The organism is Bacillus sp. LL01, from assembly GCF_001037965.1.
On sequence record NZ_LFEL01000003.1, the window covers coordinates 218,689 to 243,665 of the forward strand.

Annotated in this window: 27 protein-coding genes; 18 read left to right on the plus strand and 9 right to left on the minus strand. The window is 38.6% G+C overall.

The genetic code is table 11. The features are described 5' to 3' along the window. The first annotated feature begins 295 nt into the window (after positions 1-295). Positions 296-2,020, plus strand: a complete 1,725-nt coding sequence (gene abc-f / locus AB685_RS10635) for a ribosomal protection-like ABC-F family protein (RefSeq protein WP_047970583.1) — start codon at positions 296-298, stop codon at positions 2,018-2,020. Between the two features lie 66 nt (positions 2,021-2,086). On the opposite strand, the gene AB685_RS10640 is transcribed toward abc-f, so the two are convergent. The 4 genes from AB685_RS10640 to AB685_RS10655 form a co-directional block, all read right to left on the minus strand. Then, positions 2,087-2,596 carry a hypothetical protein gene (locus tag AB685_RS10640; protein WP_047970584.1) on the minus strand — a complete coding sequence of 170 codons (510 nt, stop codon included), beginning with the start codon at positions 2,594-2,596 and terminating at the stop codon, positions 2,087-2,089. A 64-nt stretch (positions 2,597-2,660) separates the two neighbouring features. After that, a complete protein-coding gene (locus AB685_RS10645) occupies positions 2,661-3,338 on the minus strand; it encodes a LysM peptidoglycan-binding domain-containing protein (RefSeq protein ID WP_047970585.1) in 678 nt (225 codons plus the stop codon). Positions 3,339-3,504: 166 nt separating this feature from the next. Continuing rightward, positions 3,505-4,536: an SDR family oxidoreductase gene (locus AB685_RS10650; protein ID WP_047970586.1), complete on the minus strand. Its 1,032-nt coding sequence runs from the start codon at positions 4,534-4,536 to the stop codon at positions 3,505-3,507. Positions 4,537-4,605: 69 nt separating this feature from the next. After that, a complete protein-coding gene (locus AB685_RS10655; RefSeq protein WP_198530488.1) occupies positions 4,606-5,670 on the minus strand; it encodes an AbrB family transcriptional regulator in 1,065 nt (354 codons plus the stop codon). Between the two features lie 216 nt (positions 5,671-5,886). Here AB685_RS10655 and AB685_RS10660 point away from each other — a divergent pair, with 216 nt between their 5' ends. Beyond that, positions 5,887-6,393: a hypothetical protein gene (locus AB685_RS10660; RefSeq protein ID WP_047970587.1), complete on the plus strand. Its 507-nt coding sequence runs from the start codon at positions 5,887-5,889 to the stop codon at positions 6,391-6,393. A gap of 102 nt (positions 6,394-6,495) precedes the next feature. Next, entirely contained in the window at positions 6,496-7,692 is a 1,197-nt protein-coding gene (locus tag AB685_RS10665) for an MFS transporter (protein ID WP_047970588.1), read from the plus strand. Positions 7,693-8,010: 318 nt separating this feature from the next. Here AB685_RS10665 and AB685_RS32370 read toward each other — a convergent pair whose 3' ends face one another. Beyond that, positions 8,011-8,145, minus strand: coding sequence for a hypothetical protein (locus AB685_RS32370; protein ID WP_277814282.1), 135 nt, complete (start codon positions 8,143-8,145; stop codon positions 8,011-8,013). A gap of 90 nt (positions 8,146-8,235) precedes the next feature. Here AB685_RS32370 and rsgA point away from each other — a divergent pair, with 90 nt between their 5' ends. Next, the gene (rsgA, locus tag AB685_RS10670; protein ID WP_047970589.1) at positions 8,236-9,297 is read left to right on the plus strand and encodes a ribosome small subunit-dependent GTPase A; all 1,062 of its coding nucleotides are present in this window, start codon (positions 8,236-8,238) and stop codon (positions 9,295-9,297) included. Positions 9,298-9,396: 99 nt separating this feature from the next. Here rsgA and AB685_RS10675 read toward each other — a convergent pair whose 3' ends face one another. Continuing rightward, a complete protein-coding gene (locus AB685_RS10675) occupies positions 9,397-10,185 on the minus strand; it encodes an alpha/beta hydrolase (protein ID WP_047970590.1) in 789 nt (262 codons plus the stop codon). A 300-nt stretch (positions 10,186-10,485) separates the two neighbouring features. Between AB685_RS10675 and AB685_RS10680 the strand changes: the two genes are divergently transcribed. From AB685_RS10680 to AB685_RS10700, 5 genes are all read left to right on the plus strand, one after another. Next, a complete protein-coding gene (locus tag AB685_RS10680; RefSeq protein ID WP_047970947.1) occupies positions 10,486-11,466 on the plus strand; it encodes a S66 peptidase family protein in 981 nt (326 codons plus the stop codon). Between the two features lie 117 nt (positions 11,467-11,583). Next, positions 11,584-12,321: a TIGR02206 family membrane protein gene (locus AB685_RS10685; RefSeq protein ID WP_047970591.1), complete on the plus strand. Its 738-nt coding sequence runs from the start codon at positions 11,584-11,586 to the stop codon at positions 12,319-12,321. A gap of 302 nt (positions 12,322-12,623) precedes the next feature. Beyond that, positions 12,624-12,902 carry a hypothetical protein gene (locus AB685_RS10690; RefSeq protein ID WP_047970592.1) on the plus strand — a complete coding sequence of 93 codons (279 nt, stop codon included), beginning with the start codon at positions 12,624-12,626 and terminating at the stop codon, positions 12,900-12,902. 201 nt (positions 12,903-13,103) lie between these two features. Then, on the plus strand, positions 13,104-13,430 hold the full coding sequence (locus tag AB685_RS10695) for a cyclic-phosphate processing receiver domain-containing protein (RefSeq protein ID WP_198530489.1): 327 nt from the start codon (positions 13,104-13,106) through the stop codon (positions 13,428-13,430). Positions 13,431-13,713: 283 nt separating this feature from the next. Then, entirely contained in the window at positions 13,714-14,241 is a 528-nt protein-coding gene (locus AB685_RS10700) for a mismatch-specific DNA-glycosylase (protein WP_047970594.1), read from the plus strand. 55 nt (positions 14,242-14,296) lie between these two features. On the opposite strand, the gene AB685_RS10705 is transcribed toward AB685_RS10700, so the two are convergent. The 3 genes from AB685_RS10705 to AB685_RS10715 form a co-directional block, all read right to left on the minus strand. Further along, positions 14,297-14,557, minus strand: a complete 261-nt coding sequence (locus AB685_RS10705; protein ID WP_047970595.1) for a hypothetical protein — start codon at positions 14,555-14,557, stop codon at positions 14,297-14,299. Between the two features lie 173 nt (positions 14,558-14,730). After that, entirely contained in the window at positions 14,731-15,576 is an 846-nt protein-coding gene (locus tag AB685_RS10710) for an STAS domain-containing protein (protein WP_047970596.1), read from the minus strand. A 58-nt stretch (positions 15,577-15,634) separates the two neighbouring features. Next, on the minus strand, positions 15,635-16,597 hold the full coding sequence (locus AB685_RS10715; RefSeq protein ID WP_047970597.1) for a D-2-hydroxyacid dehydrogenase: 963 nt from the start codon (positions 16,595-16,597) through the stop codon (positions 15,635-15,637). A 381-nt stretch (positions 16,598-16,978) separates the two neighbouring features. Between AB685_RS10715 and AB685_RS10720 the strand changes: the two genes are divergently transcribed. The 9 genes from AB685_RS10720 to AB685_RS10760 all read left to right on the plus strand — a co-directional run bounded on the left by AB685_RS10720 (position 16,979) and on the right by AB685_RS10760 (position 24,971). Further along, complete coding sequence (locus AB685_RS10720) at positions 16,979-17,290, plus strand: hypothetical protein (RefSeq protein WP_128755845.1); 312 nt, start codon at positions 16,979-16,981, stop codon at positions 17,288-17,290. 120 nt (positions 17,291-17,410) lie between these two features. Continuing rightward, positions 17,411-17,932, plus strand: coding sequence for a sigma-70 family RNA polymerase sigma factor (locus AB685_RS10725; RefSeq protein WP_241773277.1), 522 nt, complete (start codon positions 17,411-17,413; stop codon positions 17,930-17,932). Further along, positions 17,925-19,256, plus strand: coding sequence for a DUF4179 domain-containing protein (locus AB685_RS10730; RefSeq protein WP_047970599.1), 1,332 nt, complete (start codon positions 17,925-17,927; stop codon positions 19,254-19,256). The genes AB685_RS10725 and AB685_RS10730 overlap by 8 nt, the downstream gene beginning before the upstream one ends. Positions 19,257-19,432: 176 nt before the next feature. Next, positions 19,433-20,200, plus strand: a complete 768-nt coding sequence (locus AB685_RS10735; protein ID WP_047970600.1) for a 3-hydroxyacyl-CoA dehydrogenase — start codon at positions 19,433-19,435, stop codon at positions 20,198-20,200. A gap of 860 nt (positions 20,201-21,060) precedes the next feature. Further along, positions 21,061-21,720, plus strand: coding sequence for a hypothetical protein (locus AB685_RS10740; RefSeq protein ID WP_047970601.1), 660 nt, complete (start codon positions 21,061-21,063; stop codon positions 21,718-21,720). A 5-nt stretch (positions 21,721-21,725) separates the two neighbouring features. Further along, positions 21,726-23,762: a DUF6792 domain-containing protein gene (locus tag AB685_RS29730; RefSeq protein ID WP_053073791.1), complete on the plus strand. Its 2,037-nt coding sequence runs from the start codon at positions 21,726-21,728 to the stop codon at positions 23,760-23,762. 122 nt (positions 23,763-23,884) lie between these two features. Next, positions 23,885-24,106, plus strand: a complete 222-nt coding sequence (locus AB685_RS10750) for a hypothetical protein (protein ID WP_047970602.1) — start codon at positions 23,885-23,887, stop codon at positions 24,104-24,106. A 202-nt stretch (positions 24,107-24,308) separates the two neighbouring features. Next, complete coding sequence (locus AB685_RS10755; RefSeq protein WP_047970603.1) at positions 24,309-24,602, plus strand: WXG100 family type VII secretion target; 294 nt, start codon at positions 24,309-24,311, stop codon at positions 24,600-24,602. A gap of 129 nt (positions 24,603-24,731) precedes the next feature. After that, entirely contained in the window at positions 24,732-24,971 is a 240-nt protein-coding gene (locus tag AB685_RS10760; RefSeq protein ID WP_047970604.1) for an EsaB/YukD family protein, read from the plus strand. Positions 24,972-24,977: the final 6 nt, after the last annotated feature.

Consider the following 24,977-nt stretch of genomic DNA (forward strand, 5'->3'; position numbering starts at 1 on the left):
GTGGAATTAATCTATTTCTTAGGAGTGAACTCATATGTTCTATAAAATGAGGAACCTGGAGAATTGGATTAGTCTGCCCATTTTTACCTGCCATAAGTATCGGTGTATATATGCTTCACTATCCGTTAGGGAATAGTGTTATTTTGTGATACTTACTTGTAGAATAGGCGTTGTTTGCGTACGCAATCGACTTATCTTTAAAACCTCTCCAGGAATTCCCGGGGAGGTTTTTTGTGATGATTGATAATATGGCTGCTCATTTATAAATAAAAAAACAATAATGAGGTGCTTATGTATGACAATGATTTTACAGGTGAAACAAGTGAATAAAAGTTTTGGAGAACGGGATATTTTAAAAGATATATCCTTTGATATAAGAAATGGTGAAAAGATAGGGTTGGTCGGATGGAACGGCGCAGGGAAAACGACCTTGATGAAGCTGTTGATGGGCTCGATACAACCAGATTCAGGAAGTATTACGAAACTTCCATCGACATTGAAAATCGGCTATCTCCCGCAAAGCACCGATTACACAATAACGACGGATGAAGAAATGAGGGAGGAAGGGAAAAACCTCCTCCGTACGACCAGTGAGTTGGGATTGGATAAATCCATCACCAATGATGAGTCCTCCTATGGAACCTTGAGTGGAGGGGAGAGACTTAAGTTGGCATTGGCGAAAATTTGGGCGCATTCTGCACAGTTTCTCTGTCTAGATGAACCTACAAATCACATGGATATGAAAGGGGTCAATTGGCTGGTTTTGGAGTTGCAGAAGTTTGCCGGTGCGGCTATCATCATTTCTCATGATAGATATTTTTTGGATAAGACAGTGTCTAAAATCTACGAGATAGAAGATTGTAAGCTTTTGGAATATGAAGGTAATTACACTGTGTACCGTAAAGAGAAACAACGTCGTCTCGAACAGCAGGAACGTAATTATGGAAAGCAGCAGAGAAAAATAAAAATTATTGAAGATCAAGTCGCCAACCTGAAGAAGTGGTCGGAAAAAGCGCATAGGGAAGCAGGGAAAAGGAATAATCCTAGTGAACAAAAACAGATGGGTTTAAAAGAGTTTGAACGGGTAAAAGCAAAGAAAAAGGATAACCAAATCAAATCAAAAACAAAGAGGCTTGAACTTGAACTATCTAAACATAAAGTGGAAAAGCCAAAGGAGGAAGTCCAGGTCAAATTTGAATTTGAAACTGAAGGGAAAAGAGGAAAAAGGATTCTTGAGGCAAAAGGGTTATCTAAACAATTCGGAGATCGACTTGTCTTTGAAAAAAGTCATTTTTATGTGAAGCATGGCGAAAGAATAGGGTTTATTGGTGAAAATGGGGCAGGGAAAACAACTTTTGTAAAAATGTTATTGGAACAGGAATCCATAACGAAAGGTTCCCTCTGGAAAAGCAGTTCTTTGAAAGTGGCATATTTGAGCCAGGAAGTCAGAGACATGTCGATGGATAAAACTGCAATGGAGTATTTGGATCTCAAAGGATTGGGGAATGTATCCAGAGCGCGCACCATTTTTGCGAATATGGGGATGAAAGAGGAAAAGCTCACCAAACCACTGATGATCCTTAGCCTTGGTGAGAAGACAAAAGTCAAGCTTGTGCATATAATCATGCAGGAATATGATGTATTGATTCTAGATGAACCAACCAATCACCTGGATCTACCGAGCAGAGAACAGATGGAGGCTACTTTGTCTACGTTCAATGGAACGCTGATCGTCATCTCTCATGATCGATATTTCATTGAAAAGCTGTGTGACAGATTGTTAGTTATTGAAAATAAAAGAATTAAGCGAATGGAAACCGGCTTAAAAGAATATGAAGAGAATATCAAGAAACAGGTGTCTTCTACTGTAAAAGAAACAAGGGAGAAGATTGCAGTATTGGAGGCAAGGATTACGGAATTGTTGGGGAAAATCAGTATGGTGAGTAAGGATAGTGATGAGTATTCCGCAATGGATGATGAGTTGTTGAAGTTGATGCAATTAAAAAGGGAATTGTCGTAAAATTTATAAGAAGGGGCTGTCGTAAGGTTAAAATCGACCTTAAGGGCAGCCTCTCTTTTTATGGAATCATGTTGCGGCAGAACTGTTTTGTGATCGTCTTCTTTTCTGAATGGCGTTCATTCCCATCACGATGGCAACTAACTCTTCGGCCTCAAGATCCGACGTGTAGTCGGAAAGCTGGAAGGCTACTGACTCAAAGAAGCTGTCCGTTCTTTTGAATTCTGCTGCAAGTTCATCGTTTTCGTCATACAATGTGTACTCCCGGGAAAAAGCGGGACATTCCAACCGGTAAATGCCTCGGCCGAATGCATTATATTCATAAATGGATTTGAAGAAAGCGAAACGCTGGCGGAGCTCCCCAAGCTCTTTATCCTGATGGTCTTTTACAAACCATTTACTTGAGAAGAAACCGAATGCCCCACTTACTATAATATTGCCATCTGGAGTTTTGACATCAACAGCAGCAGAGAACGCACTCCTTAAATCCAGCTTTCCGACCACTTTTTCTTCCTCGTTGAAAATTTCCGTTTCCCCCGATGAGAAGAAATTATCGGAGAAAAAGACTGTTTTTTTCATATTACTGTCCCCCCTTTTTTCTAGTTAATTATACGAGTCAGAAGGGAAAGGGTTTCAATATTATCTAGTTAAGCCGCAAATCCTGTCCTGAGTAAATGGTATTGGAGGAAAGATTATTTAGTTCTTTTAACGCATCTACAGTAGTTCCGTATTTCTTAGCTAAGGAATACAAAGTATCTCCTTTTTTAACCGTAATGGAGAAGCTCTCGGGTGATGGGGAGAGATATAGTTTTTGGCCGATTTTAATCGAGTCGGTAGAAAGGGCGTTCCACTCTTTGAGTTTTCCGACGGATGTTTTGGATTTTTTAGCTAAGGAGTAGAGGGTATCGCCTTTCTTTACTTGAATAATGACCGGAGCCTTGACCAAAAGCTTCTGGCCAGTATAGATATTGTCATATGTCAGCAGGTTCCATTCCTTCAAGTCCTTGACGGTGGTTCCGTGGGATTTGGCAAGGGAATATAAGGTATCCCCTTTTTTTACAACAATATCAGTCACTTCTCTAATAATCAGTTTTTCTCCAGCAATAATCTTGGAAGAAGTAAGATTGTTCATTTTTTTTAGGTCGTCAATGGACACATCATACTTTTTCGAAAGGCTGAACAGCGTATCGCCTTTCTGGATGGTGATCTGCTCAAGTTCGTTGTTAACAGCAAGAGCACTATCATAGGAAGAAAATCCAAACGCACCCGATAATCCTAGTGTCATAGCCAGTGCTAGAGCCGCTTTTTGATGTTTTTTCATGTTGAACACTCCAATGAAGTTATTTTGATTTCATTTAATTTGACGTAGTCGGTTGAAATTTGTCGCTTGTACAAGAAAAATAGTTGAGCCTATTTTTGTTGTGGTGTTTGGGAGAACAAAAAAGAACCTGCGATGTTCTTCATCACAGGTTCTCTAAAGAAATGGTTTAAGTTCTTGTTTTCCAAGCTTCCAACACGTTCTGTTCTTTTTCTCGATGAATGCCGGCCTTTCGTTCTTCATCTTTTCGTGATGTCTCAAAATTTCGGACATCTTTTACCGTTTCTTCTACTGAACGCACTTCCAGCCTGTGCTGCAGGGCCTTTCCAATGTTTATGGAACTTGCACCGCTCCATGGTTTACTGCCTTCAACAAGCGGATGTTCTTCCGGAATCCAAAGGGGCATCTCCGTCCATGGTGCAACATGCTGTTCCAACAAAAAGCTTTCATCTGCCCATACAAATTCCGCATCTGAACCGATTACTTCTTTACACGTGGTTAGAAAATCCTCCATAGAGAGCGGTGTTGTAGGTCCCGTTACATTAAAGATGCCTGTTACTTTTTCATCTGCCATTTTAAGTATCCAGACAGCCATATCTCTTGCATCTATATATTGTATATTTCTTTCTTTTCGACCAGGTGATAGTATCTCCCCACCAGCAGCCACCCGATTGATCCAATAGGAGAAACGGTCGGAATAGTCATAGGGACCAACCAGTAGGCCAGAACGAACATGCAAAACCTTGTCAGGCATATTTTCCTCTGCTGCACGTTCACTCTCTGCTTTCAGAGCCCCATAATGGGTATTGATCTGTTCTTGATTGCCATAGCCGATTTCTTCGATTTCTTTGGCTGATAGGGACTGTACCGGGTAGTCTTCTTCTAGGTTGTGCGGAATCCAATCTTTGTAAACCGAAATACTTGAAATGAAGGTATAATGGTCCACTTTATCCGCAAGAATTCTCGTTGATTCTGTCAAAGCTTTAGGGGTAAAACCGCATGTATCAATTGCTACATCCCATTTCCCTGTTTCAAGAAGGGAAAGGTCCTTGTTGCGGTCTCCTACAATACATTCAACTTGAGGAAACAAATCTAGATGATTGCCACGATTGAACAGGGTCACTTCATGACCTTGCTTTAACGCTTCTTCTACAATAAACCTGCCTAAAAATCGCGTTCCGCCAATCACTAAAATTTTCATATGTAAGCCTCCATGCATAGTTTACTTATATGGTAATTCTATACCTCATGTGAATTTCCCTTTTTTCTTTTATGCAGCCTTCTCTTCCAGCTTCCTTCCAAAATACCACTTAAGGACAGGAGGTACGACAATTATGATAAATAATAGCCTTATCAATTGCAGAGAACTCACAACTGCAGGATCTCCTCCAACAGAAGTTGCCGTCAACACCATTTCAATTAGTCCTCCTGGTGCTACACTCAAGATGGCAGTCGGCAAATTCAAGCTGGTCATTGCCGCCAACATCAACCCCAGACCAAAGGATACAAGAATTAACGTGACGGTCAAGCCGAAATAGACAAAGCAATATCTGCCCCCGAGCTTTAAATCTGCAAAAGATATTCCTTTCCCCATACCTATTCCTACCGTAATCTGCGCGAGTATCAATAACATTGGTGGAAGTGCAGCCATTTCCACTAAGGTGATGTTAAATAATGCAGTTAAGGCAAGGGGGATGATGACAATGCCAGCCGGGATTTTATTTCTGAACAGGATACCCCCAATCACTGCAGGAAGGAACCACAGATATTGCCATCCTCCAAATTCATAGGCATTTCCTAATGAGGCTGACATGTCCAGTCCGCTCCCATTCACTGAAAATGTATGGACTACAATAAAAGGGACCATGAAGAGAACAGTCAACAAACGCACTGTTTGAAAAATGACCACGAGCGAACTTTTCGCATTCAACGATTCACTCGCAACCACCATTTCCGAAAGACCTCCAGGAATCGATCCGAAGACACTCGTGATTTTATCAACCGGAATCCATTTCGTCACCAGCACGCTATTCATGATACTGACTGCAACCAATGCAATGGTAGATAACACATAAGGAAGTATGTAGGGTGCTACGGTTAATAAAGTATCTTTTGTAAAATAAAGACCGAAAAACAATCCGAGTATCAAAAACCCACTCTGCTTCAAAGGATCAGGACAATACACCTCACGTTTAAGAATCCCCTGGTAAAGCATGATGGAAGTTAAAGCCCCGAGAACCCATGGTAAGGGTAGGTTTCCTAGATAAAATACATATCCTCCGAGTCCGCCAATCACATACGCTTCCATTAATCCGATAATAGGTATATTTCGCATATCTAAAGACTCCTTTATTCGAATAAAGCAATTGTAACATAAGTAATGAGGATGGTTGGGGGAAATGCCTGCTAATCAGATGGTGAAATGGTTAATCTATTTATTAAATAGATGGTAGAAACCTATATTCATTGAACAAATTATATGATAGACTTTTTTATGAAAAAATTACCATATTATTGAAAGGTCAATCTTATGTTATGGAGGAGCATCAAATTGAAAAATAAGCCAGAAATCATGTTTGGTGTCATTATCTTTACTATTATTGAAATTATATTGCTCGTAATAATTAACACTAATTTTTATAAGGGAATTTTCAATTTCAGTTTGGTAATACCTATAATTGTTTTACAGGTTGTTGTGACTTACAATTTCTTGCGTGATAGGTTGAAGACTAAAAAGCCTAGGCTTTGGCTGCTCTTTTTCTTTTCTGTACCCATCATTATATTTATAGTAGGCAAACCAACCTATACCTTTAAACAAGCGGAGCAATTGGTGCTTGATGAATATGGGGATGAAATCTCTATAGTGGATAATGGGGAAGAAAAGTTCAGAGATACTGTCCCTATTTATACAGAAGACCACCGTATTTTCATTACCGATCGAGACTATCATTTTAAAGGGGTGACCGAAAAGAAAGAGCAACGATACTTTTTGGTGAACCCACGCACAGGTGAGGTAATTGAAATGAGCCAGCCCTATTGGCAGGAGAGTTACGAATGATAAATATAAACTTCTTCCATTGACATCGTCCTTCAAAAATCATAAAATACTAAAGTTGATTTATTAAGAGGCACGAAATAACTAGCGGGAAGAAGTGACATAATGGCACCTGAACAACGTAAAAAAATGATGATTTTAATGATAAATATGTTTATTGCAGTAGGGAGCTTTGGGATTATTATCCCCATTTTACCTGCATACCTGGCCTCCATTGGCGAGGGGGGGATGGCTGCAGGATTAATGATCGCCATATTTGCTGGAGCGCAGTTTGTCATGTCGCCTCTGGCTGGAAAATGGGCAGATCAATACGGACGAAGAATCATGATTATACTCGGATTGGCTGGATTGACCTTATCTATGTTTGTATTTTATGGATTCGACTCCATATGGATGCTTTATGTGTCGCGTGTGATTGGTGGGATTGGTGCAGCACTCTTAATCCCGGCGCTTTTTGCGTATGTGGCAGATATCACAACGATGGAACAACGTGCGAAAGGGAACAGTTATATTTCTGCTGCCATGTCATTGGGGATTGTAATTGGGCCTGGTATTGGCGGTTTCTTGGCTGACTTCGGATTGAAAACTCCATTGTTGGTGTCGGCGTTGATCTCACTTGTTGCAACTGTTTTCTCCATTCTTGTGTTAAAAGAAAGCAGGGAGAAGGAAACGATGTTGGCGCAGGAGGAAAATCCGGAACCGATGTTCAAAAAGCTGGCATTATCCGTAAACAAACCTTATTTCGTTCCACTTATTATCACGCTTGTGATGAGTTTCGGATTGATGGCGTATGAATCTGTTCTTGGATTGTTTATTGACAACCAGTTCGGTGCAACACCTCAGGAAATTGCGGTAATGATTACGGCTACTGGAATTATCAGTGTGATTGTGCAGCTATTTGTCGTAGATAGAATCGTGCGCGCCATCGGAGAAGGGAATGTGTTGAATATTTTCCTTTGTGTAGCGGCCATCGGATTCCTTGTTTCGCTATTTGCTTCAAGCTATGGTGTGTTCTTTGGCATTACCTTGATCATCTTCTTGGCGACCTCCATCTTGAGGCCTGTCATTAATACGCTGATATCCAAACTGGCAGGCAATGAACAAGGCTTTGCAATGGGAATGAATAACGCATACATGAGTATCGGAAATGTATTGGGGCCGACACTTGCAGGGCTTTTATATGATGTGAATATTATCTATCCATTTGTACTGGGACTTGTCATCCTTAGCATTACCATTGCCGTTTCCTTCACATGGCAGCTAAAACAAAGAAAGAAATTAGCACAAATTGAAGCAAACTAAGGTTTTTTAAGGCTGTTTTCGTAAACTTTGTTGCTTTTTCGTATTTATAGACCAACCGTTATATTCTATGCTATCGTGCTCTTTTCCTGGCTATACGGGATAGACTGCATGCCTAATTTAGAGTTGATAAGCAATGAAAAATCCAAAGGCCGATTTTTCTTTATAAAAAGTCCAATTGCCGACTTTTTAATAGTGAATAGCAACAATCTTTGAGAAAAGAGCCTTTTTTAAAGAAAATTCAGATAGCCTATTTACTTTTAGATAAAAATACCATATTATAGTCTGTGTAAGAAAAAACGAACGGAAGCGAGGGATGTTTTATGAAAAAGTTAATTGTCGTGAATGCCAATCAATTAAATAATGAAGCACAGCCCTTGCACGGAAATCGTTAAACTGATCTGTTCCTTTATTGATGAGATTGTAGATTCCAAGGGCTGTGACCAAACGTCCCATGGTATATAAATTTGTAATGCAAAAGACCGTGAGAACGGTCTTTTTGTTTTGCCCAAAAAAATATCTACTTTCCATTAGGAGGAAAAAACATTGAAAAGAAATGAATTAGGTTGGAATGAATTTTTAAATGAAGCTTTTACAGAATATGAGAAGCAAGGGTACACGGTAGGAAGAGTGATGCTGGAGCATAAAAGATTATACAGGGTGGAAACAGAAAATGGTGAGTGTCTGGCTGAAGTTTCGGGGAAATACCGTTTTGAAACTGCGACGCGGGAGGACTATCCGGCTGTTGGAGACTGGGTGGTATTAAGTGAGCGGCAGGCAGAAGGAAAAGCTACTATCCATGCGCTGTTACCGAGGTTCAGTAAGTTTTCAAGAAAAGCTGCAGGCTTGACGACAGAAGAACAAATTGTTGCTGCAAACGTTGATACCATTTTTCTGGTACAGTCGTTGAACTACGATTTTAATCCAAGACGACTTGAAAGGTATCTGGTAATGGCATGGGAGAGTGGTGCCAATCCTGTGGTTGTGCTAACCAAATCCGACCTGTGTAAAGACGTCCAAGGAAAAAAGGACGAAGTGGAAGGGGTAGCCTTTGGAGTACCGGTTCATGCTGTAAGTGTAAAAGATGAAACCGGGTTAGAAGAACTTGGTGGGTATTTTACTGTAGGGAAAACGGTGGCATTGCTCGGTTCTTCCGGAGCGGGTAAGTCTACCTTGACGAACTATCTGCTCGGGGAAGATAAACAGCTGATACAAGAAGTTCGTAGTGATGATGACAAAGGAAAACATACGACCACATACCGTGAGTTGTACCTGCTGCCTACAGGTGGTTTAGTGCTGGATACTCCCGGAATGCGTGAACTCCAGTTATGGGAAGCAGATGGTGCTATCGGTCATAGTTTCCAGGATGTAGAAGCACTGGCTGAGCAGTGTTACTTCCGCGATTGTAAGCATGCTAACGAACCAAACTGTGCGGTGCGGGAAGCGATTGAAGAGGGGACGTTGGAAGCGGCCAGATATCAGAGCTATGTGAAACTGCAAAGAGAGCTGGCGTTTTTGGAACGGAAAAACGATAAGCGTGCCCAGCTCGCGGAAAAAGAGAAATGGAAGAAAATCACATCCGGTGTACGTGGAGGCAAGAAAAGATAGATTTGATAAAATCACAAGGTGCAACTTAGCCTTGTGGTTTTTTTAGTGGCTATTATCAATAAGAAAAAAACAGCTAGAGAGTTGTCACCCTCCAGCTGTTCAAGCGGTAATACTTATTTTATCCACACGTTTCATAAAGGATACAGCCAAATCATTGAACATGTCACTTTCCTCTATATTGCAAACGTGTCCGCATTTCTGTATAACTTCCATTGTGGAATTATCTTCTTCCTTTGCATAATCCACCGTGTTACTTAAGAACATGTGATCCTCCGAACCGGAAATATATAGTTTCGGAATCCTGTTTTTAGTCCCTTTCAGTCGATCATAGGTGGTATAGCCGTTAAGGCCAGCCAGGACCCAACCTAAATAGGTCTCTTTGGAAAGTTTATAGGCCTCTTTGATAAAAGCCTTTCTCGAATCTGAGTGGTTTTTTCTTGGTAGTAGTACTCTTGCAAAAATGCGATAAGGTACCATATGTGGCAATAGTTTTCTAAGTGGATAAAAAACGGAAAGTCGGCAAAGAAACTCGCCCCATTTTTTCAGCTGTGGTGTAGCGCCGCCGAGTACCATGGACTTAATTGCTGATGGTTTACGCAATGCAATTTCCTGCATAATAATGGTTCCGAGGGATATGCCAACAAAGTGAGCGGATTCAATTTTCAGTTTGTTCATTATACCAATCGTTTTTTCGGAAGAATACTCAAAAAGATCTACACCTTTAGGGTAAGGAGACTTTCCGTGACCAGGCAAATCCAAAAGAAGTATATTATATTCAGCGCGGAATGCTTTAAGCTGTTTGTAAAAGATGGAGGAATTACCTCCAAAGCCGTGAAACAACACAATCCACTCTTTCGATGTAGGGTGAGTAAGCGTTTTATAATACATAATAGTCCTCACTTATCTTGCATATTTCAAATCAACATTCAATACCCGAATAAATTAATAAAAAAACTTGCAACCTCAAGTATACACATAGAACACCAGGTTTCTCAACCTGCAAATTCTTACTATTTTGTGAAGAATGAAAAAGGGGTCTGACCCCTTTTATTAATTTTTTGCATAAATATTCATATTCTAGTAAAACATCTTGTTTTTATTAAGGATTTCTGGGAAGTTATAGAAGTTATGTGGGATTGTTTGGTAGAATAGTAGGTAAATTAGTTTTGAAGGAGGGAGTAGGTAATGATTGTACCTGCAAAGCTTAGGCAGGGGGATGAGGTGAGAGTTATTGCGCCGTCCACTTCTCATTCTATCCTTTCCCAGGAAAATATAGAGCTTTCGACACGTAGGTTGGAACAATTGGGTCTTAGAGTAACATTCGGAAAGCATATCAACGAAGCAAACAGTTTACTGACTTCCTCCATTGAATCCCGCATTGAGGATCTCCATGAGGCGTTCAAGGATGAAAATGTAAAAGCAATTCTCACATCAATAGGTGGTTATCAAGCAAATCAGCTTTTATCCTATATCGATTATGAATTGATTAGAAACAATCCAAAGATTTTTTGTGGGTACTCTGATATAACTGCATTAGGCAATGCAATCTATGCCAAAAGTGGGCTTACCACCTATTCCGGTATCCATTTCTCCTCATTTGGAATGGAAAAAGGGTTTGAGTATTCACTGGAATATTTTAAGAAGATGTTCCTTGACGAATCGGAAGCAATAGAGGTTCAGCCATCGAACGAATGGAGTAATGATTCGTGGTATATGGATCAGAATAACAGGAAGTTCCATCCCAACGATGGTTATCTGGTTATTAATGAAGGAAAATGTGAAGGAACCGCAATTGGGGGAAATCTTTGTACATTGAATCTTCTTCAAGGTACAGAATATATGCCAAGTCTGGAAAATGCAGTCCTTTTCCTTGAAGATGACAAATTGACTTGCCCTAAAACCTTTGATCGTGACTTGCAATCCCTTATCCACCAACCAAGTTTCGGTGGAGTGAAAGGAATTTTGATTGGTCGCTTTGAGAAAGTGTCCAATGTTTCAAACGAACACATCCAAACTATTATCCAAACAAAGAGAGAGCTTGCAAACATTCCGGTGGTGGCAAATGCCGATTTTGGTCATACAAGCCCGATGTTCACATTTCCCATTGGAGGGAAAGTAAATCTTTCCGTTAAGCAAAACGAAGTTGAAATTACATTGAATACCAAATAAATTTAATAGAATATAATAAACATCTGTAATACTATTAATTAATTTTAAAGTAGGCTTGGATTAAAAAGTAGTATTCTTAACCAGAAATAAGCAGTCTCTATTGGAGGTTATGTGCAAATGTTTGATGCCTATACGGATCCGGAAGCTTATATGGAAGGGACACTCCTTTTCTCGGTTTCCCATTTAATAAGTTTATGCGTAACTTTTGCACTTCTTCTCTTCCTTTTTCTATTCAGGAATCACGAATGGATGAAGTCTAGTGGCAGATGGCTAATTATATTGGGATTGGCTGGTTCGGAGATCTGGCTCAATTACTGGTACATTTCCACAAACATGTGGGATATCCGTTATACCTTGCCGTTTCAATTGTGTTCCATCAGTTTATACCTTTGTATATGGATGCTTTTGACTAGGAAGAAATGGGTGTTTGAAGTGGTTTATTTTTTGGGAGTCGGTGGTGCACTGCAGGCTCTACTGACCCCTGAGTTATTTTATGATTTTCCACATTTTCGTTTCCTGCACTTTTTCATAGCTCACGTATCAATCATTCTGGCAGTGTTTTATATAATTTGGGTTGAAAAGTGCCAAATTATGTTCAAGTCGGTCTTGAAGGCTTTTGCGGCATTGAATGTCATTGCCTTACTGGTGTATTTTGTGAACAGGCTAACTGGCGGAAATTATATGTTTCTTGCCCATAAGCCTACCAACGCGAGTTTAATTGACTTTCTTGGACCGTATCCTTGGTATATTCTTTCATTGGAACTTGTGGTTCTTATCATCTTTCTAATTTTATATGCACCATTCTTCATCAAAGGGAAACTATCTCAAATGAAGGAAGGAAAAGCTCATTCATAAATGTAAACAAGCTACTAAAAGAACCGCCCGGATTTCATCTCCGGACGGTTCTTTTAGTACTTTCTGATCGTTTTCATCACGTATTTGTACACCCCAAAAAAAATAAGAGAAAAAACGACGACTATTAAAATATCAATGAAAATCCCCATATATTATAGCCCTCCGCTACATCCATTTTTATTAATTTTATCTGCAATTTAAATAAGTTGCAAACCATTATATTACAAATGTGTATTTTTGTAATAGTCCTGTCACATTCCCGTAATACGTCATACTATGTAGAAAACGAAGGGGAGAGTTTGATGGGAAGTTTAAAAAAGCTTCTACTAATGTATGGAATGGTTCTGACTTTATTCTATGGAGTGTTTTCAGTGTTGACTTATAACAGTATTCAAATCAAAATGGAGAAATTGGAGGTCCTTGAGCAGGAGTATATTATAAAAGAGGAGCAGGGTGAGGTGCCATATGCATTCAAACAGCAGTACGGAAAAGAATTCAAGGAATATGAAAGACTGCAGAATAGATTACAATCATTCTGGATGAAATGGGTGTTCCATTTTCCAGAATTTAAAAAGCCATAAAAGCTTGTTAGAATGTTTATCTTCCTTCTATTCAGGGTATCTATTGGATTAGCACATTTAAAATTGGTACATTATCCCTATATTTCCTTCTACAACCCTTCTTATGTAAGGCTTTATTGCAATTGTAGGTGGATTCTAGGAAAAAATTAGTAACGAATGTATGTTATAATGTAGCTAAGTCGAAATTTTGGAGGTGTCATTTTGAAGATCAACGTTTTTCTTGATGATAGTCGGACATGTCCTAATGGGTATATACTCGCAGAGGACATTGACCAGTGCCTCACCTTGTTAGAGGGTCATGCGATAGATCATCTCTCTTTAGATCATGATTTGTTGAATAGACATCGAAATGGTCTGCTGCTCGTACAAAAGATGGTAGAAAATGAGCTGTATGCGGATAGAATAACCATTCACTCCGCAAACTCGGTTGGCAGTAAAGCAATGTATCGTTATTTGAAGCAAGCGCAAGAAGATTTGAAAATGCCACCAAACATTAAAGTACTCCTAAGACCACTTCCGCTATTCTAAGTATTGCCTACTCTCATTCGCCAAATCTCTTCATATTACCGCAAAAGGATTCGTGCAACTTATAACAAATCGGATCTTTCACCAAGGTTTTTAATCCATACTCTAGTATATAAATATATGCTTGACAAAAGAGAAGTAGCCGTATAACTCGATACAACAGTAAGATTATCCGTCTATATCATTATATGAATTTGGGGGACTGGACGGGAAATTTCCGTTTGGTCTTTTTGGTTTGTGCACGTTAATAACTGTTTGATAAAATAAAACAAAGAGGTGAGGTAAATTGGAATCAATTCATGATCATCTTGCATATGACTTAGATATTCTGTTTGTCGGTTTCAATCCCAGTATCCGTTCGGGTGAAACGGGTCAACATTATGCAAATCCAAATAACAGGTTTTGGAATATTCTTTTTGAAGCTGGTATCACTCCGAGAAAATTTGCTCCTACAGAGGATTTTAAGTTGGTAGAGCTTCATTATGGTTTGACCAATATTGTTTCCCGGCCAACAGTAGGGGCAGCTGATATTACAAAAGAAGAATACAAAAATGGAAGGGGGGAGTTGATGGGGAAAATTCAAACCTACCAGCCTAAAATAGTCTGTTTCGTCGGTAAAGGGGTGTATCAGGAGTATAGTGGTATCCGTCAATTGAACTGGGGGAGACAGGAAACATCCATGGTAGAGGGGACCATTGATTTTGTAGCGCCTTCATCTAGCGGTCTGGTTAGAATGAAAAAATCAACGATTCTCAGCATATATATGGAATTAAAAAGCCTAAAGGACAGTTTGATTGGGCAAGGAACAAATTAGAAAACACTTCCTCCATATTTGGGTGAAGTGTTTTCCGATCTTTGAAAGGTAATTTTTATTTTCGAGCTATGGAACTATCTTGCTCTTTTTCTATTGTTCTTAGAGAATTTCTTATTTCCAGCATGTTTTCTATTTGAAGAGTAAGTGAATGTTTAATCAGTGTATTTTTCTCCTGTTGCCCATCCTTTAAATAGGTAACGTCCTTTTTCAGATGACTACAATCATCCTTTAATCCTTCCTGCTCCTTGTGGAATGCCATTTGAGCTGCTTTTATTTCTTTTAATTCCGAAAGTATTTCATTTAGTACTTTCTCCACGTCTTCCACTCCTTTTATAAGAAGGAAAATCCTCTTATTTTTACATATACCTTAAAAGTATGAAAAGCAGATATATATATATTGTTTAAATACTCTTTCTGATAAGACTTTAAACACAATATTAAAAACTTAAAGAAATTCCAAGCGAAAAGAAAACAACAAACCCGCCTTATTTATGGACGGGTCACCGTTGTTGGTGGCAGAGTAAGTGCTCCTGCCAATGTAGGTTTGATGGATATATTATCAAAAGAGATACCTAATTGTACGGTAGTCTGTGCTATCTCAGGTCTGATACCGGATAGAGTCGTTTCGACACCAATCAGGTTCAGGGCTTTTATGAGATTGAATATTTGGTCTGCAACGAGTGTATCTATGATGACGACACCTGATAGATCGATATATAACTGGTTGATCCCTTTCTCCCCACACTGTTCCAACGTATTTTCCAGAATGAATCGTGCCCTACTTGTATCAATATCTCCCACCAAAGGCAAGAGCGCACGGTTATTATCCAGTGCAATGATAGGTGAACTTAATTCCTTAATCATATCTTGCTGCGCTTGAAGGCGTTGCTCTGAATACTTCTGATTCTCTTCAACAAATTTCAAGACGACATCATCGAATGCTCTATTAATCATATGATTCCATATCAATTCATTTTCTTTTTCCTCTTGGTGGAATTCCACAAATTCTGAGATGAAGGTGAGGTATTGTCCCCGAACCCGGAAAAATTCCCGCAAAGTATGATGGATAGGTGTGTTTAGATGTTGTTCATCTTGTGCAATGGAAAGAATCCATTCTTCAAAATCCTTGAAAAACTTTTCCTCCTCTTCAATAAAGACTTTGCAAAGATGAAGGTGAAAATCATAATTCTGTTTTTTTAGTGTATTGATGACTTCGGGGTTTGTTGATGCGTAGACTCCTTTTGAATTAGCCTTATCCAAAGATTGATACCATTCTTCGGTAAGTATTTTCGCTTTATCTAACAAAAATGTATGTAATTCATTATTTCGATGCATGTTTATTCCCTCCAACTCTCTCCCTATTTACCTTTAATACAAGCGGTATAAACCAATTTCAGTAGCCTTTATTGTAATCGACCAAATTTTTTAATGGATATTCTTCTTTTAGATATTTTTTTAAATTTGGAATGAAAATGTCCTCTATGACTCGCTTTGTATAATGTTCGGTTGAGCCTGAAGTATGAGGGGTTATGATGACATTTTCCATCTCCCAAAGCTTGCTTGATTTATCTAAAGGTTCTTTGATGAATACATCGAGTCCAGCACCGGCGATTTCTTTTTGTTGTAACGCCTGTACAAGTTCTTTTTCAATGATAACTTCGCCACGTCCAATATTAATGAGGAAAGCGGACTTTTTCATAAGCGTGAATTCTTCGCTACCAAACATTCCTTCCGTTTCAGCGGTCAATGGTAGTGTAATAACTACATAATCGCATATTGGTAATACTTCCTGTAGTTTGTCGGGAGTGAACATTTTATCAACATTTTCAGTAGGTTCACCGGAATGCCGAACACCAATTACATTCATTCGAAACGCTTTGGCTATTCTTGCTGTTTCTCGTCCAATCTCACCAACACCTATAATTCCTAGAGTCTTTTCATGCAATTCAAGGTTCATATGTGCGTGATGCCATTCCTTTTTCTGTTGTTGATTCACATATGTATGAATTTTTCTGGTCAAACCAAGCATCAATGCAAAAATTGTTTCGGAGATCGGGTATGCATGGACACCGTTAGCGCTTGTTAATAAGATGTTATTTTCGGAAAGTTGTCTTAGCGGCATGCTGTTGACACCTGCACTCCAGGACTGTAACCAACGAAGTTTTGATTCTTTCCCTAAAGAAAGTTCCTCCAGCCCTTTTTTCCAGCCGACAATTACTTCGGCGTCTTTAGCATGTGGTTCCCATATTTCTTTTTCTTTACCCACAATGACTTCAAAATTTGGAACAAGCTCTTTTATTTGTTGCGTGTACGATTCTTCAATATTCTGAGTGATAAGCATTAAGCGTTTAGGCATTGTTAAAAACTCCTTTTATATTTATCCTTATAATTATTTTAACAGATTATAGATAATTATTAGAAATTTAAAGCAAGGGTTTAAGGGTGATATGTCGAATAATAATAGGAAGAGACCAGTAAAATAGATGGATTAAGTGAGTCAGCAATTACTACTGTGAAGAGGTGAAGCTGAACTTGAAGGGTTATTTAGTGGGTTTTTTAAGCAATCATAAGTTATTTGTTCGGAAAAGAAAGCTCATCAGTACCATCAAATTCATTATTTTTTTCCTTATCATGTTCATTGGCTACCTTATCGCTTGGTTGACGGAAGGAAGACCTTAAAAAATGAAACCTAATCTTTTAATCTACCGTCTAATGGAAAAATTTAAAGGGGAAACATATGAGAAAGTTATTGATAGCATTGGGAGTGTTGGGTTTGGGGATATTACTATCTCTATATCCGTATAACATGTATAAAGAAAAAAAGAATCTGAACAATTTGGATCAATGGTTGAACCATCAGGAAACGAAAGAAAGCCTATTTGAGGAGAACATCGAGATTATCGAGATTATTCATCTTGGCACTGACATCTACAGAGTAAAAGATGAGGATGGTAAAATATTTTTAGTGGAGTTCAAACAACAAAGGCTAAATGTTAGAATTCACGTATATAATGAAGGAAAAGTTATGGAGCGGTTCGGGTTTAAATAATGGCATTTCACCTGTTACTCAAATATACAGGTGATTTTTTTGTTTTATAAAACTTTTTACAGATTCAATAGGTCTAATGAGTATAAAACAACAAAAAGAGCTTTCAGGAGTGTGGGATCGTTGGAAAAGAAGATGTTGGTCGAGAAAGCGAAAAAGGGGGATGAAGAGGCATTTTTCACCCTTATAGCGGCACAAAAAGAACAGCTCTACAGGATAGCCTATTCTTATATGAAGAATGAAGCCGATTCGCTTGAGGCCATTCAAGAGGTTACATATAGAGCATTCAAAGGAATCAAGAAATTGAAACAGGCGGACTATTTTTCCACCTGGCTAGTAAAAATCATGATTAATTACTGTCGAGATGAATGGAAAAAGAGGAAGCGTGAGCCGAACATTCAAATGAAGATGGAAGAGGCATACACAGAGGATAACGATCTCCAGTTGGAAATGCAGGAGGCAATCTCATTATTAGGTGATCCGTATCAGACGGTTATTCAACTGAGGTATATGGAGGACTTTAAAATCAAGGACATTGCGAAAGTGATGGAATCTCCGGAGAACACGGTAAAGACCTGGTTGACAAAAGGGTTGAAGAAACTCCGACTATATTGGGAAGAGAAGGGAGGTAATGAGCATGTTTGAAAAAGAGGAAAAAAAGCTGCAGGAATGGAAAAAGGAGTACACCAATATAAAGGTTCCTGGGGATATTGATGACTTTATTAGAAGCGGGATTCGTAAAGGGAAAGAGCGATCACGTCCGCCATTCTGGAGAATTGGTATGGTTGCTGCAAGCATCCTCCTTATCATCTTTCTAACGACTATCCGAGTTTCGCCGGCATTTGCTAACTACGTGAGCACTATTCCTGGGTTTGAGCGGATTGTGGAGCTGGTCCGGCATAATAAAGGAATCATGTCGGCGGTGGAGAACGATTATCTTCAGGAGGTGGGTATCACACGAGAGGAAAATGGAGTGTCATTGACGATAGATGCCATAATCGTGGATGAAACACAGATGCTGGTTTTTTATACAATAGAAAGTGAAAGAGATTTATCGTCGATTCGTCTAAATGATATCCGTCTAAAATCAGAAACCGGGGAAACTCTGGAACCATATGGCTTAGGTTATGGGGGGCATGATGACATTGACAAAGGGAGAAAGATATCAGGTGAACTCCAGGTTACCTACCCGGATGGAATGGTCATCCCGGAGAGATTCACTTTGGAAACTGGATTGAAGGAAAATGAAATCGAATTGGCGGAAGGTTTCACATTTCCGATAGAAGTGGATATCGCCAAGTTCTCTGCAATAATAAAAGAGATACAGATTAACGAGACTGTGGAAACTGGAGGTCAATCCATCCATTTTGAAAAATTGGAGATACATCCTACCAGAATCGCTCTTTTCATGAGTTATCAGGAAACAAACTCACACAAAATTTTCCGATTTGATGATATTGCGCTGGAAGATGATAAAGGAAACAAATGGATTCATGATGGAACAACTATAACCGAAGATAATGAACAGGTCCTTTACTTCCAGAGTAATTATTTTTCCGAACCTGAAAATCTGGACCTTGTTTTCTCCTCCTTCACAGCTCTTCCAAAAGAGGAACTCGAGGTAGTAGTGGATCTTGAAACAGAAAGCATTATCAAGGCTCCTAGTGACGGAAGATTGAAGAAGTTCTGGGTGGAAAATGAGATGGAAGATTTTAATGGGTTGTATTTTCAGATAGAAATCGATGAAGAGGACCAAAATTATTTCTTCTCAATTTTTGAGAGCAATATTATAGATCGTACAGGTACTAGTCATAGTTATAATACGAGAACTTACGGGACCGAGGAAGAGGTGTCCTTGTATGAGCAAGGCTTAATAGTAGATACAGAGAAATTGGTCAGTCCGGTTACATTGACGATAGCGGATTATCCATCGAGAATCAGAGAAGAAGTGAGATTGAAAATAAAATAACAGTTTGTAGGGGCACAAGTTAACAGATTGTGTCCTTTTTCATCATTCCTCAGTTCTTTACGTATTTCATACAAGCTGTCCAAATTCTGTACACTTTTTCTGCTGAAAACCATCAATAGAATTGGCATGCTTTTTGCATTCAGTATGTGTATTACATAACTAGGAGGTATTTTACTATGGATATTCAAAACTGTGTAGCACTTGTGACAGGTGGGGCATCGGGTCTAGGAGAGGCAACAGTAAGAAATATAGTTGCTAAAGGTGGCCAGGTGTTAATTATAGATTTATCGGAAGAAAGAGGTGCAGTTTTAAAGGAAGAGCTCGGAGATTCCGTTCTATTTGTTAAAACGGACGTTACGAAGGAAGAGGATGTTCGCCATGCTTTGGAAACGGGCATTCAAACTTTCGGCTACATAAATACGGTGGTGAACTGTGCAGGGATAGGGGTGGCAAAAAAGGTCCTGAACCGGAAAGGGCCACACTCGCTTGATGACTTTTCCAAAGTTATCTCCATCAATCTGATAGGCTCATTCAATGTGATCCGTTTAGCAGCTGAACGTATGAAGGAGAATGAACCGAACGAAGGAGGGGAACGGGGTGTCATGGTAAACACGGCATCTGTTGCGGCATTTGACGGACAAATCGGCCAAGCAGCCTATTCTGCTTCCAAAGGAGGAATAGTAGGGATGACCTTGCCGCTTGCCAGAGAGTTCGCGTCATTCGGAGTACGAGTCATGACCATTGCCCCCGGGCTCTTTCACACCCCCATGTTTGATTCCTTACCAGCAGAAGCTAGGGATTCCCTTGGAAAAATGGTGCCATTTCCATCCCGCCTTGGTTACCCAGAAGAATATGCTCAACTCGTACAAAGTATCATAGAAAATCCGATGCTTAATGGTGATACAATCAGGCTGGATGGTGCGATTCGGATGCAGCCGAAATAAAGATATTAACAGCAAGAAGTTAAAACGGATTTCATTTCATAGATGAGATCCGTTTTTTTCTGTTTGTTGTATAGGGAATGATTCTATAGAATTCTAACCATTAGCGGGGGGAAACCGATGAAACTGAAGATGTTTCTAGTAATATCAAGTTTTGTATTATTTCTAGTTGGTTGTGGCATGAAAAATAAAGGAAGAACCTGATACTAGCCTTTCAAGATGAGTTCACAAATGATTTTTTAGAATCATCTGATGAAGTTATAAAAGGACACTATCTCTTCTAATCCCAAACGGAAGGATATACAATTAACTTTCCTGTGAATGCTTCCATGGACAAAGCTGCTTTTGAGAGGGCTGGAGATGAATTTGAAGCAGTCGGTTTTGTAGAAAATGATGAAAAAGAAAATCTATCTTTTTACTACAACATTAAATACTAAGATCAATTTTAATTTATGTAGCTTATTTAACGTCTACTATGCCTATTGTAAAAAGTTAGAAAAATGATTCAAAAGACCTGTTTTGTAATTATGTGAGTCAAATTTGATAAAAATCAAATGAAAAAAGTACATTAATAAACGGATCATCCTTCTAATTAACTATAAAAAACCTCATAATAATAATTCCTCGTTAGGGCCTAACTAACAGACAGGATTCGACAATCGGTTCAGTCAAATTGACTACTTTTGAATCACGTGGTAATTATTATATAGCTATAAAAAAGACGATTGAATTCTTTGATAAATTAAAATAAATTTTTTATAAAAATTTTTATGAAAGGGATTATTTGTATAACGTATAGGGAATAAGTCTTTTAGAAAATACATATTATGCCATGTTAATGGCAATGCCTAGGGGGAAGGGCTATGAAGAAAACGATGCTTCTAGGATTATTGAGTTCGGTACTTTTGTTAGGAGGTTGTGGGATGAATTTAGATAGTGGTGGCAACCAAGGTGTAGGAGAAAAGAATGCTCCAAATTCAATCGCATTTAATGATGAATTTACAAAAGATTTTCTGGAATCATCTGAAGAAGTTGTAACAGGACACTATCTTTTTGAATCCCAAACGGAAGGATATACAGTTCACTTTCCGATGAATGCTTCCATGGACAAAGCAGCTTATGAGAAAGCTGGAGATGAGTTTGAAGCAGTAGGTTTTGTAGAAAATGATGAAAAAGAAAATCTATCTTTCTATTACAATATCAACTATGATGACCAACCAAGAGCAAACGATATCGAATTTAAATTAGATATGTTTGATACTTATTTAAATTATACAGGGGATTTTGAAGAATATACAAAAGACAGTGTTACATATTACTATGCCGAAGATATCTTTGAATATGAAGGGAAAAAGAGTTACCAATATTTTGCTTATATTAAACCTGATATAGAAAATAAAGGGATTAACTTCATTGGTAGTGTTACTTGTATAGATTATGATCAACCTTGTAAACAAGATAGTAATGAAGTAAAAGATAAGGTTTTAAATATTATGCATTCAATAGATTTTAAATCTAGGTGATAAATATGGGAAATACAGAAATACTTCATGCAAAAATTATTAAAGCAAGAATAGCGGAATTAGAATATAAGCAACTTACCATTGAAAACATTAGAAGAATTTACATTGAAGAAATAGGAAAAGAACCCCCTGGGAAAATTACAATATATCACTCAGATGAGCTTCCTAAATCTGTAAGAGATTATGATTCTGGATTTGATGGTACGGTAATTCATTTTATGGATTTAGAAGCAGGTATTAATCAGTCCTATACAATTACCAGAGGGAGTGAGATGGGAGAAAACAATGGTGAAGGGCCCCCAAGTGATTGGTTATATAATACGTTTGGCATATTTGGTGGGAAAGCACAAAATCAATTACAAGATGCTAGACACTTTGAAAAACATGTAAGTAAAGAAATAAATAGTGCAGTAGATAAAGAAGTTAACTATATAAATGGACAAGGAAAACATATTAATCCTCAAGCCTTGACTAAATACGGGATAGGGCACTCTCTTGGTGGAAATCTTATTCAAACTATTCAAATATTGGATCAACCATTTGAAAGTGTAACAGCTATTAATGATGCTCCTCCTAGCTTATATCAACTCGCAGGTCTTGACATAAAGTTTAGACAGGCCATATTCATGAAATTTAACATACAAAGTAGAAAATTAGATGACATCTACGAAATAGATCCTAATAAACTAAAAGAATTTGCTGAGGATTATTACCAAGTTCCGGCCCAGAACATTCACCATATAACGATAAAAGAAGAATTTTTATATTCTGTCATAGGGTTTAGAGGATTTTTAGATCTTGGTTCTCGTGAACTTCTAAAGACGTACCCACACACAGACGGTATTGCCAAATACATGAATAAAGTCTCAGACGAAAACCTATACATCATCCAACAATTTGTTGCAAAACACGCTCCAGCCTACGAAAAATCAGGAATCGATGGCCTCAACAGAAGTATGTTTGGAATCGACCAGGAGCTCTTCATTCTAATCGATGATATCAAACAGGATTGGAAAAAAATCTTTGAACCTCCTAAGTGGAAACGTGGAGCGGTTCCGATGACGATAGGTGTTATTGGGTTTGGAAGCTTTACAGTGGATATGCCGTTTGCGTATCCAGTTAAAGAGTTTCCAAGTGAATTTTTCTCTAATCAACAGGAGTTTATTTCAAGGGCCTTAGAGATAAAAGCCAAGCTGGCAGATTTGACAGAAGTCCTTCCTTCTTTACTGGCTTTAGTTGGAGAAATCAGCTCTGATTTGTTGAAGCTGATTCAGGTTCATGTAGAGGAAATGCTCGGTAGCATAAAGCGGATGATTGAAGCAATCGGTAGTGCTGCTTTAGATATTGGTAAAAACCTTGTTAAAGACTCCTTTACTCATAACTTGTCGCAGCATGAGACTATACTGACAGTAATTGAGCTGGCGGCAACCATGGATCAAGAGAGCAGGAACATTCAGAACAGTTATCAAGCAATCATCGATGATACGAATGAATTTGTTGGGGAATTTGGCGATGCCGCCCATGCTCATGGTATGGAACATGTTGTTAACTCTTTGAATCAGGTAGCAGGTCGTCGTTACGAAGGAACAGATATGATCCGCTATAAAAACGGGACAGATGGAAGAACCATTGAGGTCAACCTATCTTCTGCAGTGAGAATTTACCAGCTTGGTCTAGATAAATGCATGGAAAAGGAAGAAGCACTTACTGCCTGGAGGAGACTGTATTACACAGAATACGTTGACGATCTGGAATTCAGAAAACTGCGGGTGATGAATGCCATCCACCAGATGGAAGCAAATCCGGGGAATTACAGGCATCTCCTACCGATTTCAAGTGATGATGTGAAAGTTACTAAGATTAATGTTCATGAGTATATCAGACCGCTAGATCCTATGTTCCAAGATTCCTTTGAAGGGATGTATCATTACCTACGGGAGGAAATTGAAAAAGCAAAAGGTATGATCAGCAGGGTAAGAAGGTCTATCGAAGAATTATTTGAAGAAGACCAAAGTATTTCGAAGATGTTTGAATTACGGTAAAGGGGGTGGTATGAATAGGACAGTATAAAACCTCGTATGTCTTTGCACCTTATGAAGATTTGAGATTTAAGTACCTTACTTTCAATTCTGAGCTAGGAAGAGTTCGAGCTATTGGTGATGAGTTGGCAAGAATAATTAATGCTGAACTGGAACAGAGTAAAGGAAAAGTTGTAGAACAATCATTATTGGAGTTTAATAAGAACCACCGATTATTTACAATCATCACAAATGATCAGTCAAGGTTGATGGCCACCCTCTCTAACAAATACCACGAACATGTTGATGAGATGAATAGGCAAGACCTGACCATCTTCTTTGAAGAAGTTAAAAAGACGATCGGCTAATGATCGATTAATTAGTCGAAATACCCAGAAAGATATCAATATGTGAAAAAAATACTATACTTTGAGGTTTCAATATTTGGTAACCAGGGTAAAAGTAGGTATATATTACTTAATTTACTAGATTTGCCAGAAAAACTTTGACCTTTTAGTAGTGTGTTTTTTACAATAAAAGTAACTCATAAAAGAAATGGAGAGATGTAGAATGTCAGGAATTATTCGCGTTACCCCTGCAGAGTTAGTTGGAATGTCCACTCGTTACAGAAGTGAAAGCAGCCAGGTTGGAGATCAGATCAACCGTCTGGACAACATGATCCGTGAGCTTGAAAGTGTATGGGAAGGTGAATCCAGCCGTGCGTTCAGTGATCAATACCAATCCTTGAAGCCTTCTATCATTCAAATGCAGCAACTACTTGAGGACATTTCCGTTCAGCTTAACAACACTGCAAGAGCTCTTGAAGATGCTGATACTCAAATCGCCAGCCAAATTCGCAGTTAATTTTCTTAGAAGGAACCCAAATGCCTTTAACTAGGATTTGACAAGTATTTTCAGGCTAGCAAAAAGAAAGAAGGAGCGCCGTGCTTTTAAAGAGCTGAATGCGTTCCTTCTTTTATGAGGTGAAAAATGATGTACATAGAAATCACAATAGATCTAAAAAACTATCAAAATGAGTCCTTTGACCTCCGATTATCCAATTACCATACAGTGAAGAAAGTAGTGGATATTGTGTGGCAAGCATCCTCCATTTCCACTCCTCCAAGAGAAGGTCATTGGGTGAGAGTTGCGAATAAACAGTTGATTTTATCAGGAACAGACAAACTGGTGGAACATGGAATTACATCTGGGGACCGTTTGGAAATTCTATAAAGGAGC

Coding starts and splice junctions, on each gene's coding strand:
- abc-f (WP_047970583.1), top strand. CDS start 296: ATGACAATGATTTTACAGGTGAAACAAGTGAATAAAAGTTTTGGAGAA.
- AB685_RS10640 (WP_047970584.1), bottom strand. CDS start 2,596: ATGAAAAAAACAGTCTTTTTCTCCGATAATTTCTTCTCATCGGGGGAA.
- AB685_RS10645 (WP_047970585.1), bottom strand. CDS start 3,338: ATGAAAAAACATCAAAAAGCGGCTCTAGCACTGGCTATGACACTAGGA.
- AB685_RS10650 (WP_047970586.1), bottom strand. CDS start 4,536: ATGAAAATTTTAGTGATTGGCGGAACGCGATTTTTAGGCAGGTTTATT.
- AB685_RS10655 (WP_198530488.1), bottom strand. CDS start 5,670: ATGCGAAATATACCTATTATCGGATTAATGGAAGCGTATGTGATTGGC.
- AB685_RS10665 (WP_047970588.1), top strand. CDS start 6,496: ATGGCACCTGAACAACGTAAAAAAATGATGATTTTAATGATAAATATG.
- AB685_RS32370 (WP_277814282.1), bottom strand. CDS start 8,145: ATGGGACGTTTGGTCACAGCCCTTGGAATCTACAATCTCATCAATAAA.
- AB685_RS10675 (WP_047970590.1), bottom strand. CDS start 10,185: ATGTATTATAAAACGCTTACTCACCCTACATCGAAAGAGTGGATTGTG.
- AB685_RS10685 (WP_047970591.1), top strand. CDS start 11,584: ATGTTTGATGCCTATACGGATCCGGAAGCTTATATGGAAGGGACACTC.
- AB685_RS10690 (WP_047970592.1), top strand. CDS start 12,624: ATGGGAAGTTTAAAAAAGCTTCTACTAATGTATGGAATGGTTCTGACT.
- AB685_RS10710 (WP_047970596.1), bottom strand. CDS start 15,576: ATGCATCGAAATAATGAATTACATACATTTTTGTTAGATAAAGCGAAA.
- AB685_RS10715 (WP_047970597.1), bottom strand. CDS start 16,597: ATGCCTAAACGCTTAATGCTTATCACTCAGAATATTGAAGAATCGTAC.
- AB685_RS10720 (WP_128755845.1), top strand. CDS start 16,979: ATGAGAAAGTTATTGATAGCATTGGGAGTGTTGGGTTTGGGGATATTA.
- AB685_RS10730 (WP_047970599.1), top strand. CDS start 17,925: ATGTTTGAAAAAGAGGAAAAAAAGCTGCAGGAATGGAAAAAGGAGTAC.
- AB685_RS10735 (WP_047970600.1), top strand. CDS start 19,433: ATGGATATTCAAAACTGTGTAGCACTTGTGACAGGTGGGGCATCGGGT.
- AB685_RS10740 (WP_047970601.1), top strand. CDS start 21,061: ATGAAGAAAACGATGCTTCTAGGATTATTGAGTTCGGTACTTTTGTTA.
- AB685_RS29730 (WP_053073791.1), top strand. CDS start 21,726: ATGGGAAATACAGAAATACTTCATGCAAAAATTATTAAAGCAAGAATA.
- AB685_RS10755 (WP_047970603.1), top strand. CDS start 24,309: ATGTCAGGAATTATTCGCGTTACCCCTGCAGAGTTAGTTGGAATGTCC.
- AB685_RS10760 (WP_047970604.1), top strand. CDS start 24,732: ATGTACATAGAAATCACAATAGATCTAAAAAACTATCAAAATGAGTCC.